We start from the raw sequence: 15,375 nt of genomic DNA, 5'->3' as shown, positions 1-15,375 counted from the left end.
TAAGCATGATAAGTATCAACTAGAGAACAGAAGTTATGTTATTAAAAAGTGATGCCTATGATGCATGCATCGGTTATTTTGCTGATAATTTAAGTATATTTGAAGATAGCGCTAAACCTGCCAGTGGTGAGGTAATTGCAGATATTGTCTTAGACCAAGCTTCACAATTGCTGATGACTTTTTGCCAGCAACAATCGCAATTAAGCAATGAAACCCGTTTAATGGTGGTGGCAGAAGGAGATAAGCTAGTTGAAGATATCGAGCAAATACTAGGGAAGTGTTGGGAGCATAGAGCAACTCAGGAGCAAATAGAGTTTATTAAAGAATATTTTCTGTTAGTTAAAAACAGTTTGGATTCTCAAGTACCTTATTTATAAAAAATATAAGACAGTTAAGTTGATAATCAATCAAGCTAAAACGAGGCTTTTAGCTTAATTGATACTTAATAGAATAGATAATCTTGAACAGTACTATCATGCAAAGGTGTGGTGTAAGTGTACAACCTCTAATAGCTTATCTTCACGTTCAAACCGACTTTCCATCACTTGCCCTAATTCTGAAAGGTCATGATCAAAGTTCAATAAAGTCTGATCCGATGCATTTTCTGCATAGGTATCATTAAAGTTGAGCGCAGTATCTGTTGTACTGTTTATTTTAGCGTAAAGCTCTTGCGCTATTTTTAGATTCTCTTCACCATCCAACTTGGATTTTTCAATGATTTGCTCATAAATTTCAAAATGACCAGTGGAAGCATAGTCTAATAATACTTGGCAAAACTCAGTAATAACCGCTTGTTCTGGTAAGCAGCGTTTCTCTTGTTGGTAAGGAGGTAAGCCTGCTAGTTTACAATATAAAATAACCAGTATCTGTCGTTCATCCAACCAGTTATCTAAGATAGACAGTGTGCCACCCCATTCTTCTTTTGCTTGTTTTAGTTTGTTAAGCATAAAACCTCCTGTAAGCGAATCGTCATCAATGACTTAGGTTAATAAACAACTGAATATTAATCGCCATTCAGTTTACACAACCCACTGACTAATTACTGTGAACTTCTGCCCAATGTAAAAGGGCAAAAAATATTTATTTATAGGTGCTTCTATGATTGCCTATAATGAGAGTGATGGCTACATTTATTTGATGTTTTTTGCTAACAAATTGGTATTGCGCAGACTTGTTTAATGACTATGCTATGTTGCATTATGTTGATGGATTTGAACAAGAGTAGATTTATGGCAGAAGTGAATACAAAAGAAGATGAGAGCGCATGGTGGTTTATCTTATCGCAAGGTAAGTTAGTTGCCCTAGATAAAGGTGATTTCATCCCTTTTGGGTGCGTCAGTGAATTACCTTTTCCCGATGGTATAACTGAAAATAAACGATTATTAGGTCAGTATAAAGAACAGCCTTGTTATCTTGTCGATTTACCAGAACCCCTTGATGTTGGGATCGGAGAATATGTCGGTCTACGTTCTTTATTAGGCCGTGTTGAGGATCTGTTTTTTGATATGGCAGGGCGCGCCTTCCAAATTAGCCTGTTTTATAAAACCCATCAATTTTGTGGGCAATGTGGGCAAAAAATGAATCCCATTGATTGGGAAATTGCAATGAAGTGTTATCACTGTCAACATCGTGCTTACCCTAGAGTATCGCCTTGTATCATTGTTGCTATTCGTCATAAGAAAAAAATATTATTAGCATTACATAGTCGTCACCATAAAGATAATTACCCTGTTTATACCACTTTGGCTGGGTTTACTGAAGCAGGGGAAAGCCTAGAAGCTTGTGTAGAGCGAGAGGTCTTTGAAGAAGTTGGGTTAAAGGTGAAAAACATTCAATATGTAAGCAGTCAACCTTGGCCATTTCCTCATTCATTAATGATGGGCTTTATCGCTGATTATGCTTCTGGTGAGATAGTGGTTGACCCACATGAGTTAGTAGAAGCCAATTGGTATGATATTGATAACTTACCAATCGTTCCAAAGCATGGCACAATTGCGCGAAAATTAATTGAGAAAACAATAAAGCGATGTCGTTAAGCTAGAGCTTAGGTATCGAAGTGATAGGTAATACCAAATTCATTTTTGAAATTTAAAAAGGTATATTCTATCAACAATTAATAATTGCTGTGTAAAAGCTATCAATAGCTAAAATAGAAAAGGTTACTAATGACAGATTTAAAAAACGATCGCTATCTTCGTGCTTTATTAAAGAAACAAGTAGATAAAACGCCTGTCTGGATGATGCGTCAAGCTGGACGCTATCTACCTGAATATAAAGCGACTCGTGCGCAAGCTGGTGACTTTATGTCGCTATGTCGTAGTGCTGATCTCGCCTGTGAAGTAACGTTACAACCGCTCCGTCGTTTTGACCTTGATGCCGCTATTTTGTTTTCCGATATTTTAACTATCCCAGATGCTATGGGCTTAGGTTTATATTTCTCGGAAGGAGAAGGTCCTAAATTTGAGCGTCCTATTCGCTGTAAAAAAGATGTTGATAACTTAATCATGCCGGATCCTGAAGGTGAGCTTCAATATGTAATGAATGCAGTTCGTACCATTCGTCGCGACTTAAAAGGTGAAGTGCCATTAATTGGTTTCTCAGGTAGCCCTTGGACATTAGCGACTTATATGATTGAAGGCAGCGGTTCAAAATTCTTCACTAAAATTAAAAAGATGGCTTTTGCTGAGCCACAAATATTACATACTTTATTGGATAAGTTAGCAGATTCAGTGGTCAGCTACCTTAATGCACAAATTAAAGCGGGCGCACAGTCGGTGATGGTGTTTGATACTTGGGGTGGTATTTTATCGCCACGTGATTACCAAGATTTCTCATTACAATATATGCATAAAATTGTTGATGGTTTAATCCGTAACCATGAAGGACAGAAAGTGCCTGTTACTCTATTTACTAAGAATGGTGGTCAATGGATCGAGAAGATCGCTGATACAGGCTGTGATGGTATAGGTTTAGATTGGACTATCGATATTAAAGAAGCAAGAGCACGTGTCGGCTCACGTGTTGCGCTTCAAGGTAATATGGATCCATCCATGTTATATGCATCACCTGAGCGTATTCGTGAAGAGGTGGCAACCATCTTGGAAGGTTACGGTAAAGGGACTGGACATGTGTTTAATTTAGGCCACGGTATTCATTTAGATGTACCGCCAGAAAATGCCAAAGTGTTTGTTGATGCGGTACATGAGTTAAGCGCACCTTACCATCAGTAAGCATAAACGCTGTGTAGATTGACCTTATAAAACATGCTTCGGCATGTTTTTTATTTTGTATTGATCTCTCATTTTTAACCCACTAGCGTTAGCTGTTTATTTTTTGAACGATATGATGAAGTCTCATTTGTTATCGATGAGGTTAATATGTCTTTGTTTATTGAACATCAGCAACTCAGCGTTCGTCCTTTTACCGCCGAAGACAAACAAGACTTTGTACAATTGGTACAGCATCCATTGTGTATGAAATACAGTATCACTGGCGTGTTATCTGAACAGCAAGCCAGTGATTGTTTTGATACATTACTTAATAATAAAAAGCATAAAATGTATGCAATACAATGTGTTAAAAGTGGGCTTGTGATTGGTTGCACTGGTTTACAGGACTGCTTTGTTGATCAACAAATTGAACCCTCTTTTATTCTGCGTTTATTACCTGACTTTCATGAACATCAAGATCTACTGCCTACTTTAACTTTGTTGGTTGAACAATTAATCTCCTTGTATCAATTACCTGGCTTACAAACCGTCATATCGCAAAAAAACCATCTAAATATGCAATTAATGAGTGCATTAAACTTTCAAAAAACTAAAGAAGTAACCTGTCGAGGTATCGCTAGCTACCTCTATACGATTGGATCCTAATCTACTTTTATGGTTACTCGGGACAATTCCGATATTTTTTTGCTTTTTTATTTAACAAAGTGAATAAAATGCTTCCGATTCGGGTAGAATGCGCGCAAGTTCAACTTTTTGGAAAAACCAATCAATTGAATGTTTCACCGATGAAAACATTAACCGAGGAATGTGAAAGATAATGGAAAATAGCCGAACGATTAAACGAGCACTGATCAGTGTTTCTGATAAAACTGGTATTGTAGAATTTGCACGTGAATTAGCCGACAAAGGGGTTGATATTTTATCAACGGGCGGTACCTGTAAATTACTTGCAGAAAATAACATTAAAGTGACAGAAGTTTCTGATTACACTGGTTTTCCAGAAATGATGGACGGACGTGTTAAAACTTTACATCCTAAAATTCACGGTGGCATTCTTGCTCGTCGCGGTATCGATGAAGATATTATGGCAAGCAATGACATTCAAGCGATTGATATGGTAGTAGTTAACTTATACCCATTCGCAGCAACAGTAGCAAACCCAGACTGTAAGTTAGAAGACGCAATCGAAAACATCGATATCGGCGGACCAACTATGGTACGTGCTGCTGCAAAAAATCATAAAGATGTTGCTATTGTTGTAAACGCTTCTGACTACGGTCGCATTCTATCTGAAATGAATGAAAATGATGGAAGCTTAGTTTACAAAACACGTTTTGATTTAGCGATTGCTGCTTATGAGCACACTGCGCAATACGACGGTATGATTGCTAACTACTTCGGTACTATGGTTCCAACTTACGGCGAGAATAATGAAGGCGATGAGGAATCTAAATTCCCACGTACGTTCAACGCTCAATTCCAGAAAAAACAAGATATGCGCTACGGTGAAAACTCTCATCAAGCAGCAGCTTTCTATGTTGAAAATAACATTCAAGAAGCCTCTGTTTCAACGGCGACACAGTTACAAGGTAAAGCATTATCTTACAACAACATTGCAGATACTGATGCTGCGTTAGAATGTGTTAAAGAATTCTCTGAGCCAGCTTGTGTGATCGTTAAACATGCAAACCCATGTGGTGTTGCTGTTGCAGGCACTATTCTTGATGCTTATGAAGGTGCTTACAAAACAGACCCTACATCAGCATTTGGTGGCATTATCGCGTTTAACCGCGAGCTAGATGCAGTAACAGCTGAAGCAATTACTTCTCGTCAATTTGTTGAGGTGATTATCGCACCTTCTGTTAGCAAAGAAGCTGCAGAAATCGTTGCGACGAAAAAGAATCTACGTTTATTAGAGTGTGGTGAATGGGCTACGCAAACGACTGAGTTTGACATCAAACGTGTTAACGGTGGTTTATTAGTACAAGATCGCGACCAAGGCATGGTAGGTATAGACGACCTGAAAGTGGTATCTAAACGTCAACCAACAGAATCAGAAATGAGTGATTTACTGTTTAGCTGGAAAGTAGCTAAATTTGTTAAATCAAACGCTATTGTATACGTTAAAAACAGTACAACAGTAGGTGTAGGCGCAGGTCAAATGAGCCGTGTTTACAGTGCTAAAATTGCAGGTATTAAAGCAGCAGATGAAAATTTAGTTGTAGAAGGTTCTGTAATGGCCTCTGATGCATTCTTCCCATTCCGTGACGGTATTGATGCCGCTGCTGAAGCGGGTATTAGCTGTGTAATTCAACCTGGTGGTTCTATGCGTGATGACGAAGTGATCGCGGCTGCTGATGAGCACAACATGGCAATGGTATTCACAGGAATGCGTCACTTCCGCCATTAATCTTTATATCTTAGTTTGTAGGTTCGTCTCTGCGTCAAAGGTGCTCACTTGCAGTTGCAAGCTCCGCGCCTTTTCCTTGACTTCGAACTAACAGATGTTGATATAACAAATTAATGAGTTAACTGTTCTTATGTTTTAAAATCTTTTAAAACATAATTAACTTTTAGTCTTTTGAATAATTGCAGTAAGTCAGAACTAAGCAATTTAGTGTTAGTTCAGGAAAAAGCACGGAGTTTAGCGCGCTAAATGAGTACTTTTGACGCTGAAATAGCATTAAATAGCGACGGACTGTCTTACGTGAGGAAAACGAATGAATGTACTGATTATTGGTAATGGCGGTCGTGAGCATGCATTAGCATGGAAAGCGGCACAAAACCCTGAAGTTAAAAATGTGTTTGTTGCTCCTGGTAATGCAGGTAGCGCACTGGAAGATAAAGTTTCTAACGTTGATATTGGCGTAGAAGATATCGATGCATTGGTGGCTTTTGCTCAAGAAAATAATGTAGAGCTAACTATTGTTGGCCCTGAAGCACCTTTAGTCATTGGTGTGGTCGATGCTTTCCGTGAAGCAAAATTAGCGTGTTTCGGCCCTACTAAAGGCGCAGCACAGTTAGAAGGCTCTAAAGCCTTCACTAAAGACTTTTTAGCGCGTCATGATATTCCAACGGCTTGGTACGAAAACTTTACTGAAATTGAGCCTGCTTTGGCTTATGTTCGTGAAAAGGGCGCACCTATTGTTATTAAAGCCGATGGTCTTGCTGCTGGTAAAGGCGTAATTGTAGCGATGACGTTACAAGAAGCTGAAGATGCGATTCAAGATATGTTAGCGGGTAATGCCTTTGGTGAAGCTGGACACCGTGTGGTGATCGAAGAGTTTCTTGATGGTGAAGAAGCGTCGTTTATTGTTATGGTAGACGGTGAAAACATTGTACCAATGGCAACCAGCCAAGATCACAAACGTGTTGGTGACGGTGATACAGGTCCAAACACAGGTGGGATGGGCGCTTACTCTCCTGCTCCTGTGGTAACCCAAGAGATGCATGATCGTATTATGGATTTAGTTATCTGTCCGACGGTAAAAGGCATGGCATTAGAAGGTAATACTTACACTGGTTTCCTTTATGCGGGTCTGATGATCATGGCAGATGGAACACCTAAAGTGATTGAATACAACTGTCGTTTTGGAGACCCAGAAACACAACCTATTATGCTACGTATGAAGTCGGATATCGTAACGCTATGTTTAGCCGGTGTGAACGGTGAACTAGATGGTATGGTTGCTGAGTTTGATACACGTGCAGCTATTGGTGTGGTATTGGCAGCAGGCGGTTATCCGGCTGATTACACTAAAGGTCATGTTATCTCTGGTATTCCAGCAGCAACGGAAGGCTTGAAAGTGTTCCATGCAGGTACTGCAGAAAAAGACGGGCAAGTGGTAACAAGTGGTGGTCGTGTACTATGTGCTACAGCACTAGGTAATACGGTGACAGAAGCGCAACAGAAGGCTTATGAGCTAACTAAACAGATTAATTGGGATGGTATGTTCCATCGTAATGATATCGCTTACCGTGCCATTGCACGTGAGAATGAGAAGTAATCATTTAATAACGCTGATATTAAAAGCCCCGTTATCTAACCAGATAACGGGGCTTTTTTATGAATCGTATAAACTGATTAAGAAACGATTAAGAAGCAATACGAATCGGTGAAAGTACGTATCTATTTGCCCAGGCAGCAATCACATCTGCAGCATATTCGGCATCTTCTTTTCTGGTTAACAAGTGATCGGCTTTATCTAAGCTCACAAAGCTTTTAGGGTGCAATGCTGCTTGGTAGATTTTTTCCGCTTCTTTGATGCTCACTGTATTATCAATAGGCGAGTGCATCACTAATAAAGCACGTTTTAGTTTGCTGATATGGCTATTACCGTAACTGTTAATATCATCTAAAAACTGTTTTTGTATAGTGAAGTCACGTCCAGCTAAATTTACTTTTGCAGCCCCTTTGGTATTGATTTCATCAATATGGTCAGAAAAGTTATGTGCAACGTGCGCAGCGTCCGATGGTGCACCGATAGTTACTACCGCTACGGTTTCTGGTAGTTTATTGGCAACGCCTAATACAGCCGCTCCACCTAAGCTATGACCGATAAGTAATTTAGGCGCATTGTACTCTTTACGTAAGAAATCCGCTGCCGCAACGAGATCACGTACATTAGAAGAAAAGTTAGTGTTTGAGAAATCCCCAGCACTGCTACCTAACCCGGTAAAGTCAAAACGGAAAACAGCAATCCCTTTTGCTGTTAATGCCTTGCTAATTCGAGATGCTGCAGCAACGTCTTTGCTACAGGTAAAACAGTGAGCAAATAGCGCGTAAAATTTAATGTCAGATGTTGGTGTTTCTAAAACACCGCTAAGCATGTTACTTCCATTAGTAAATTCTACCTTTTGGCGCATGCCGGACTCCTTAGTGAGTAATAAATTGTGTGGGTAAATAGAAACGCCTATTAGATCACATTTTCAGGAAAATTAACATGAATATTGACATTATTTAACATTTTTGAAACAAATAAATGGGAGAGGAAAAAGCGACGGGGGTATATACAAAAAAACCCTCTAAGAAGAGGGTTTAGTATAATTCAACATAAACAATGAGTCATTGTATGTTTGACACAAATAATGATTATTTGTTTACAGATTCTTTAAGCGCCTTACCAGCAACAAAAGCAGGAACGTTAGCTGCTTTAATTTCAATGTCTGCACCAGTTTGTGGGTTACGACCTGTACGTGCTGCACGGTGATTTACTTTGAATGTACCAAAGCCGATTAGTTGAACTGGTTCGCCATCTTTTAGACTGTCAGTTACACTAGCTAAAATTTGTTCTAAAGCTGCTTTAGCTTGTACTTTAGTTAGGTCTGCTTTTTCTGCGATGTCTGCTACAAGTTGAGTTTTGTTCATTATTTGACTTCCGTTAGTATAAAAATATGCGTAAGAATTTAAACACTTATTTAATGTATTGCATTCATTCCTTGCAAGTAAAGCATAATCACTTTAAAAACCAAGAAACTAGCAATTTATTTACCTTAATGTGTTAAAAATCACAAAATTATAATGATTTAGCGCGATTCTACAGCGTTGAGATACCAATGCTAGTACTTTCCAACGCTTTGATATGGACTCTTATTGATTTAATAAGTTCAGGGCTGCGCTCATTTTCTAACATGTCCAGTAAGGTTTCTTGCAGTGTTAGTTGCTCAATAAATAACGGCTCTTGTAGCAACTCTGCTTCATCAATCTCTTGATCTGTTTGTAATTCAATAAAGCTAGCAATAGTCGCAAAACTGGTTTGACTTGCATTTAATGCTTCTTCTTTAGATTTAGTGGTAAAAGAGTTGAAGATACATTGCGCAATAACACAGTAATCAACCGCCGGGTAAACACCATAAAAATCGTAATCACTGCTTTCAGGGATGATCGCATTAAAATTTTCTTCTTGAATAGTGAAGTTGATTTTTGCACCTTTTACAGTCATTTTTTCCCAAAATAACTGCAAAATATTTTCTGCTATCGTGGCATTTTCACTTTCAATGGCTTGGCTAAACATGATGAAGTGAGTGATATTTTGCTCTGCTAAAGCCATACAAAATACACTTTGTTGCCAAGCTTGTAGGTTAGTCAGGCGGTCATTAATGGAAAGCGATAACATAGTTGTCCTATTGAAACTTTAAATAACTTAAGATTATAGGCAAATGAGCATTCTGTCTTTACATATTTGATGGTTTTAATGAATATCTAAATTGCGTTAGAGTTTTTATCTATAGAAGAGATGAGCGGATGGAAAGGCAGGTATAAAAAAAGCGACTATGAAAGTCGCTTTTTAGGATTAAAATAAGTGAGGCTTAGCCCATGCCGTATTTTTTAAGCTTTTTGCGTAAAGTACCGCGGTTAATACCTAGCATAGTTGCTGCACGTGTTTGGTTACCACGAGTGTATTGCATGATGATATCTAACATTGGCGCTTCAACTTCTGCCAATACTAATTCATATAATTCAGTAGTATCTTGACCGTTCAATTTTGCCACGTAACCTGAAACAGCTTGACGTACTGAGTCACGCAATGGACGTTGAGTTATTTGCCCTGTAGCAGGAATATTAGTTGTTGTAGTCAGTGCTTCTTGAGAAATATTTTGTTCAAACATGGGTGTTAACTCTTTTAATTACAATTGATTTAAATAAGTTTCTAATGCAGTTAGCTGCTCGGTGGCGTTGTCTATTGCATTAAATTTTCGCTTAAAATAACCTAACCTGTCTTGCTCTTTTAAATACCACCCGACGTGCTTCCTAGCGATTCGAGGCCCCATTACATCACCATAAAAAGCATGTAAAGCTTGTACATGATTTATAAGTATTTCTGTAACGTCCATTTGCGCTAAACGTTGAGCATGCTGCCCAGTGTTTAAATAGTGGTTAATTTCATTGAATATCCAAGGTGCACCTTGTGCGCCTCGTCCAATCATAATGGCATCAGCTCCGGTATGGTCCAGCACGTATTTGGCCTTTTCTACAGAAGTAATGTCACCATTTGCAATCACAGGGATTGTTATACTTTCTTTAATCGTTTTTATAGTGTCGTATTCAGCTTCACCTTTAAAAAGGCATTGGCGTGTACGACCATGCACTGATAGTGCTTGGATACCTGCTTGTTCAGCGATCTGTGCAATCTCTAATCCATTTCTATTTTCTGGATCCCAACCGGTGCGAATCTTCAAAGTTACAGGTACATCCACGGCATCAACAACACTTTCTAAAATAGCTTTCACTAATTCAGGGTGTGGCAACAAAGCGGAACCTGCTTTTTTCTTATTCACTTTTTTAGCTGGGCAACCCATATTAATATCAACGATCTGAGCACCTTGCTGAACAGTTAACTGTGCAGCGTTAGCCATCGCTAGCGGTTCAGAGCCAGCGATTTGTACAGAGCGGATACCTGATTCATCATGGTAGTCCATTCGTAACTTAGATTTAGTGCTATTCCAAACACGAGGGTTGGATGACAACATTTCCGATACGGCTAATCCAGCACCTTGCTTTCGGCAAAGCTCTCTGAAAGGGCGATCAGTGACGCCAGCCATCGGGGCTAAAATAAGATTATTGTCTAATTGATACTTTCCAATGCGCATATTCTAAGCGTTCTCTAAGTTAAGGCGGCGTAGTCTACGCATTTTTTCTTCCAGAATAAAGGTTAATTATTAACCATTTTGAAATTATTTTGCTTGCAAATTGAGCAACACTTTGTTCTCAGTAATTTAAGCGTGTTTTATACCCGATAAACGAGCCCATTCTTCTTTGATTTTTGCATCATCCATGGTGAACCATTGGCCATAAACTGACAGTAATTCTTCAGCTTGTTGCTCTAGAATGCCCGATAACGCTAATTTACCCTGTGGCTTCACTAAGCATTCGATGCTGCTTGAAAGCTCACGCAGTGGACCTGCAAGAATATTTGCTACTACAACATCAGCAGTGATGCCCTGTGGTGCGTCTTCTGGTAAGTACAGCTCTAGTTGGTCTGATACTTGGTTACGTTGTGCATTATCACGACTTGCGGTAATCGCTTGTGGGTCGATATCAATACCAATCACTCTCTTAGCACCTAGTTTTAATGCGGCAATCGCTAAAATACCTGATCCACAACCAAAATCGATCACTACTTTGCCCTGTAGGTCTTGTGCATCTAACCAAGCTAAACATAAAGCAGTGGTTGGGTGCGTCCCAGTACCAAAAGCAAGGCCTGGGTCTAGCATTACGTTTACGGCGTTTTCGTCTGGTACTGGTTTCCAACTTGGACAAATCCATAAACGTTGGCCAAATTGCATCGGGTGGAAGTTGTCCATCCACTCGCGTACCCAATCTTTATCTTCTAATTGCTCAATTTTAAATGCAAAATCATCATCTAATAAGTCACTGGCTTTTAATAAAGCAACAACAGGTAACATATCTGTTTCAGCATCATATAAGCCTGTTACATCGGTATCACCCCATAAGCGAGTTTCACCAGGCATTGGTTCAAAAATAGGTGTGTCTTGAGAGTCTGTAAAAGTTGCTGACAGCGCTCCATTATCCATTAGTAGTTCACCAATTGCTTCTGCATTTTTGTTGCTTGCATTTAATTTAAGCTGAATCCAAGGCATGTTTTTCTCTTTATTTATGACGGTAGATAGTTAGGGGGCAAGAATACAGGGAATTAGAGGATTAATATAGCACTGACAGCGGATTAGAATACTTTACAATAATCCCGCAACAGAGAATGCTATTTATCAAAAAGATCTTTTAATTCAGTTGGCTAAAGGCAAAAAAATTTCATATTTACCTATTCTAAGGTATCTTTGTCTAGGGTTGTTTTAGGTATAATAATGTCTTTAGATATTGAAATTTATAGTGTTTTATAGCTCGAATTTATAGAAAATGGTATTTTGTTGACCTCTTTTTAATCTTTAATGTGTTTAAAGCCAGTATACTAATTGATTCCTGAGCGAGGGCGAGTGATTTCATTGGAAATGAGAGATTCACATAGGAAAGGTATTTCAATGAATAAAATAGTGATTATTGATGATCACCAATTGTTTTTATACGGTCTAAAATTGACCTTAGAAAATGAGAATAATACGGTGATGACCTTCGACAGCCCAATTCAAGCGCTGCCGGAAATAAAAAGAATCCAACCAGATCTGATTCTAATGGATCTGTACATGCCCGATATGAGTGGGCTAACATTGATAGAAGCGTTAGCCGCACAAGAGGTGATATCACCAGTCGTTGTGTTATCCGCATGTGAAGAGTATCAAGATGTTTATCATGCCTTACAAAAAGGCGCAGCAGGTTTTATTCCTAAATCTTATTCTCCAGAGGCGATGCTGAGTGCATTACAGAGTATTTTCGCTGGTGATATTTTTGTGCCCGATGAAGTGGCAAGTGAAATCGCTGAAATGGAGCAGTTAGCCGAGCGCAATAAAGAGATTTATCATCTTTCTGATAGACAAATTCAGATTTTAAAATTGCTTCACGAAGGCAAAAAGAACAGAGAAATAGCGGATATCCTATGTATCTCTCAGGATACGGTTAAGTTTCATCAAAAGGGGCTATACACTGCTTTAGACGTTTCTGGTTCTTCTAGTCGTATTCAAGCCGTTGATAAAGCATTAAAACTTGGTTTAATTTAATGCTCAAGCCTATCAATATGGCTGCTCAATAACGACATAAGCAGCGCATCACATGAAATTTACTCAGATTATTTTAATAACTGTCTTAATAAGAACCTCAAAGAGGCTGGTTTCACTGGCTTATTAAGTACCTTATAATTAATTAAATCCCCTGTACTTTGCACCTCTTTTAATTTTCCTGGGTCGGCTTCACCGGTTAATAAAATAGACGGAGTATTATGGGTCTTTTTAACTTCTCTGATTATATCTAACCCAGTTTTATGGTCTGGAAGTCGATAGTCAGTAATAATTAGATCATATGTATTAGCATAAAATTTTTGCAGTCCCGCTTCTGCAGTCTCTTCACAATCAACGATATAGTTCCAGCTTTCTAATAACATGCTTAAAGCATTTAAAATGCCTAGATCATCATCAATCAATAAGATTCTATAGCGTATCGACTGGTTACTTGGCGTGCCGATATTAATTGCTTTTGGTATATGCTCTGCCGTTTCTAACAGCAGACCAAAACGACTACCATTTCGATAAGTAATGGCATTAATTTTAGTGCCACACAATAGGGCTTTACGTTGCGCTACAGCCAAGCCTAACCCCACCCCTTTAGTTTTATTGTGTAAGAGGTTTTCTGCCAATTTTACTTCATCAAATAAACACTCAACAATGGATGGTTCAATTTCTGAGCCTTGATTCCACACTTGCAACAGTGCTTTATTTTTATAATGTCGGACACTGATTAACACTTTAGCATTTGAGCCCTGTTTACCATGTATTAGTGCATTGCTGAGTAATACTTCTACTATTTCAACCAATAATCTTTTATCACTTTTTACATTGAGCTCTGTTAGTCGACTGGTTAGTTTAATGCCCTGTGTTGAGGCTTGCAGTTGGTATTTTTTTATCGACGGCAAAAGTGCAGAAGCTAAACTAAACTCGTTTATCTTTGGGGTGATGGTTTCACTATCAAGCCTTGCGATATCTAATAAACTAGCCATCCATCTATCTAATTCTTCAGATGCTAATTTAATGTTTTTTGCTAGTTTCTCTTGTGCGGTGCCTGCGAGTTTGCTCTCTAGTAGGTGCCCATATAGTGATAAACTACTCAAAGGTTGTCTAATATCGTGGACAATACGCTTTAAATAACGTGCACTTTTCTGGCTAAGTAAGCTTGCCTTTTCTTGCTTTACTTCCGTAATCACCTGCTCACTAGTGTTACTACGGTGTGGCGTAAAAATAGTGAGGTAGCATAAGCTAATTAAGAAGGTACTGTTAAATAGGAAAACCGAGGTGCTAGTTTCACCAAGAATAGACGAGAAAACATAACAAAGTACGATAAAAATATTATTGAATAATAGCTGTGGTTTACTGTATGCAAATAAATATGAGTAGAAAATAGGCAGTAATAATACTAAGTATAGAAAGTTGTTTTGATACGTTTGCTCTTGGAAGTGACTGTTAATGGAGACAAAAAGAGTAATTGAGAAGCAAGTGATGGGCAGCAAAAAATGTGTCCAAGCATCTTTTTTATTCACTAAGCTGAACAGGGTTAATACAGTAAACAGTAAAATAGTAACAGGGATATAAAAGGGGGTGATAAAGGTAGGGGTAGTACCAAAAGCACTGTAGCTTTGCCCTGAACCAACTAGGAAAAAGAAAATAAACGAAAGTAGTATAACAATATTAAAGTGACGCAATGATTGCCATCTTGTTTGATCTTGATTAGGGTTTTCTTGGTGCATCACGCTCTCTATTTGCTGAAATAAACTTGTTCGTATACTGAGGTTAGCTCAGATTGCCAATTATTGGATCGTTAATCTGTAGTAAAGGGAGTTAACGCAACAAATATAGTATAAACGTAAGGCAAAAAAAAAGCCTAACAAAGTTAGGCTCGCCTGTAATATGTCTTTTTATTACGAAGTGTATCAAAAATCCATTTAAACGGCATCAAAGTGGGTGTACTACTATGCCTCAATTCCTTAAGACAACTATACAATGCCTCAACCTCATTCAGAAAGTAACTACCCGAGCGGGTAGTTTTTTGATTTAAGGTGCTTTATTGCTTTTGAGTGAGGGAAAATTGAGCTGCACTTTGCAAAGCAAATGAATAACCTTGTGCGCCCATTCCACAAATCACTGCAGATGCGATATCTGAAAAATAAGAGTGATGTCTAAACTTTTCACGTTTATGGATATTAGATAAATGTACTTCTACAAAAGGAATTGCTACCCCTAATAAAGCATCTCTTATGGCTACGCTAGTATGAGTAAAGGCGGCAGGATTAATGATAATAAAGTCTATTTTACCAGCACTGTCATGGATTTTTTCGATGAGCTCGTATTCACGATTACTCTGTAAATGCGATAGCGTAATATTTAATGGTTTTGCCTCTTCATGTAGTGCATTAATAATATCATTCAGCGTTTGGCTACCGTAAACCTCTGGCTCACGTGTTCCTAATAAATTTAGATTTGGTCCATTTAATACTAATACGTTCACTGCTTGCTCCTTTGTTTACCC

15 protein-coding genes and 1 pseudogene are annotated in these 15,375 nt (G+C 38.5%); 7 read left to right on the top strand and 9 right to left on the bottom strand.

The annotated features are described in order from the left end of the window. Positions 1-35: 35 nt before the first annotated feature. The gene (locus DS885_RS14030) at positions 36-377 is read left to right on the top strand and encodes a DUF3802 family protein (RefSeq protein ID WP_113820047.1); all 342 of its coding nucleotides are present in this window, start codon (positions 36-38) and stop codon (positions 375-377) included. 96 nt (positions 378-473) lie between these two features. Here DS885_RS14030 and rsd read toward each other — a convergent pair whose 3' ends face one another. Further along, a complete protein-coding gene (gene rsd, locus DS885_RS14025; protein ID WP_113820046.1) occupies positions 474-947 on the bottom strand; it encodes a sigma D regulator in 474 nt (157 codons plus the stop codon). A 282-nt stretch (positions 948-1,229) separates the two neighbouring features. Between rsd and nudC the strand changes: the two genes are divergently transcribed. The 5 genes from nudC (at position 1,230) to purD (ending at position 7,237) form a co-directional block, all read left to right on the top strand. After that, positions 1,230-2,036, top strand: a complete 807-nt coding sequence (gene nudC, locus DS885_RS14020; protein ID WP_113820045.1) for an NAD(+) diphosphatase — start codon at positions 1,230-1,232, stop codon at positions 2,034-2,036. A gap of 129 nt (positions 2,037-2,165) precedes the next feature. Next, complete coding sequence (gene hemE, locus DS885_RS14015) at positions 2,166-3,230, top strand: uroporphyrinogen decarboxylase (protein ID WP_113820044.1); 1,065 nt, start codon at positions 2,166-2,168, stop codon at positions 3,228-3,230. Positions 3,231-3,377: 147 nt separating this feature from the next. Beyond that, positions 3,378-3,875 carry a GNAT family N-acetyltransferase gene (locus tag DS885_RS14010; RefSeq protein WP_113820043.1) on the top strand — a complete coding sequence of 166 codons (498 nt, stop codon included), beginning with the start codon at positions 3,378-3,380 and terminating at the stop codon, positions 3,873-3,875. Positions 3,876-4,047: 172 nt separating this feature from the next. After that, positions 4,048-5,640: a bifunctional phosphoribosylaminoimidazolecarboxamide formyltransferase/IMP cyclohydrolase gene (gene purH / locus DS885_RS14005; RefSeq protein ID WP_113820042.1), complete on the top strand. Its 1,593-nt coding sequence runs from the start codon at positions 4,048-4,050 to the stop codon at positions 5,638-5,640. A gap of 310 nt (positions 5,641-5,950) precedes the next feature. Further along, complete coding sequence (purD, locus tag DS885_RS14000; protein WP_113820041.1) at positions 5,951-7,237, top strand: phosphoribosylamine--glycine ligase; 1,287 nt, start codon at positions 5,951-5,953, stop codon at positions 7,235-7,237. A gap of 115 nt (positions 7,238-7,352) precedes the next feature. Here the strand turns inward: purD and DS885_RS13995 are convergent. The 6 genes and pseudogenes from DS885_RS13995 to prmA form a co-directional block, all read right to left on the bottom strand. Then, positions 7,353-8,096 (bottom strand): annotated as a pseudogene (locus DS885_RS13995) (alpha/beta hydrolase family protein); the annotation flags it as partial. A 226-nt stretch (positions 8,097-8,322) separates the two neighbouring features. Next, positions 8,323-8,598 carry an HU family DNA-binding protein gene (locus DS885_RS13990; protein WP_113820039.1) on the bottom strand — a complete coding sequence of 92 codons (276 nt, stop codon included), beginning with the start codon at positions 8,596-8,598 and terminating at the stop codon, positions 8,323-8,325. Between the two features lie 169 nt (positions 8,599-8,767). After that, positions 8,768-9,346, bottom strand: coding sequence for a YjaG family protein (locus DS885_RS13985; RefSeq protein WP_113820038.1), 579 nt, complete (start codon positions 9,344-9,346; stop codon positions 8,768-8,770). A gap of 193 nt (positions 9,347-9,539) precedes the next feature. Then, complete coding sequence (gene fis, locus DS885_RS13980; RefSeq protein ID WP_113820037.1) at positions 9,540-9,839, bottom strand: DNA-binding transcriptional regulator Fis; 300 nt, start codon at positions 9,837-9,839, stop codon at positions 9,540-9,542. A gap of 18 nt (positions 9,840-9,857) precedes the next feature. Then, positions 9,858-10,820 carry a tRNA dihydrouridine synthase DusB gene (gene dusB / locus DS885_RS13975; protein WP_113820036.1) on the bottom strand — a complete coding sequence of 321 codons (963 nt, stop codon included), beginning with the start codon at positions 10,818-10,820 and terminating at the stop codon, positions 9,858-9,860. 126 nt (positions 10,821-10,946) lie between these two features. Then, positions 10,947-11,831, bottom strand: a complete 885-nt coding sequence (gene prmA / locus DS885_RS13970; RefSeq protein ID WP_113820035.1) for a 50S ribosomal protein L11 methyltransferase — start codon at positions 11,829-11,831, stop codon at positions 10,947-10,949. A gap of 396 nt (positions 11,832-12,227) precedes the next feature. On the opposite strand from prmA, the gene DS885_RS13965 reads away from it, so the two are divergent. Beyond that, entirely contained in the window at positions 12,228-12,860 is a 633-nt protein-coding gene (locus DS885_RS13965) for a response regulator transcription factor (protein ID WP_181817771.1), read from the top strand. A 68-nt stretch (positions 12,861-12,928) separates the two neighbouring features. On the opposite strand, the gene DS885_RS13960 is transcribed toward DS885_RS13965, so the two are convergent. Then, positions 12,929-14,596, bottom strand: a complete 1,668-nt coding sequence (locus tag DS885_RS13960; protein ID WP_113820033.1) for a hybrid sensor histidine kinase/response regulator — start codon at positions 14,594-14,596, stop codon at positions 12,929-12,931. Positions 14,597-14,910: 314 nt separating this feature from the next. Then, positions 14,911-15,354 (bottom strand): type II 3-dehydroquinate dehydratase, encoded by a 444-nt coding sequence (gene aroQ / locus DS885_RS13955; protein WP_113820032.1) that lies wholly within the window; start codon positions 15,352-15,354, stop codon positions 14,911-14,913. Between the last annotated feature and the right edge of the window lie 21 nt (positions 15,355-15,375).

The organism is Psychromonas sp. B3M02 (assembly GCF_003318165.1).
Lineage (GTDB): Bacteria > Pseudomonadota > Gammaproteobacteria > Enterobacterales > Psychromonadaceae > Psychromonas.
Note: the sequence above shows the minus strand (reverse complement) of the source record. Positions and strands in the feature narration are given on the sequence as shown.

Bases quoted from the DNA above. Each gene is read 5' to 3' on its own strand.
- DS885_RS14030 (WP_113820047.1), top strand. From the start codon at position 36: ATGTTATTAAAAAGTGATGCCTATGATGCATGCATCGGTTATTTTGCT.
- DS885_RS14010 (WP_113820043.1), top strand. From the start codon at position 3,378: ATGTCTTTGTTTATTGAACATCAGCAACTCAGCGTTCGTCCTTTTACC.
- hemE (WP_113820044.1), top strand. From the start codon at position 2,166: ATGACAGATTTAAAAAACGATCGCTATCTTCGTGCTTTATTAAAGAAA.
- purH (WP_113820042.1), top strand. From the start codon at position 4,048: ATGGAAAATAGCCGAACGATTAAACGAGCACTGATCAGTGTTTCTGAT.
- DS885_RS13985 (WP_113820038.1), bottom strand. From the start codon at position 9,346: ATGTTATCGCTTTCCATTAATGACCGCCTGACTAACCTACAAGCTTGG.
- DS885_RS13965 (WP_181817771.1), top strand. From the start codon at position 12,228: ATGAATAAAATAGTGATTATTGATGATCACCAATTGTTTTTATACGGT.
- rsd (WP_113820046.1), bottom strand. From the start codon at position 947: ATGCTTAACAAACTAAAACAAGCAAAAGAAGAATGGGGTGGCACACTG.
- purD (WP_113820041.1), top strand. From the start codon at position 5,951: ATGAATGTACTGATTATTGGTAATGGCGGTCGTGAGCATGCATTAGCA.
- DS885_RS13990 (WP_113820039.1), bottom strand. From the start codon at position 8,598: ATGAACAAAACTCAACTTGTAGCAGACATCGCAGAAAAAGCAGACCTA.
- nudC (WP_113820045.1), top strand. From the start codon at position 1,230: ATGGCAGAAGTGAATACAAAAGAAGATGAGAGCGCATGGTGGTTTATC.
- DS885_RS13960 (WP_113820033.1), bottom strand. From the start codon at position 14,596: ATGCACCAAGAAAACCCTAATCAAGATCAAACAAGATGGCAATCATTG.
- prmA (WP_113820035.1), bottom strand. From the start codon at position 11,831: ATGCCTTGGATTCAGCTTAAATTAAATGCAAGCAACAAAAATGCAGAA.
- fis (WP_113820037.1), bottom strand. From the start codon at position 9,839: ATGTTTGAACAAAATATTTCTCAAGAAGCACTGACTACAACAACTAAT.
- dusB (WP_113820036.1), bottom strand. From the start codon at position 10,820: ATGCGCATTGGAAAGTATCAATTAGACAATAATCTTATTTTAGCCCCG.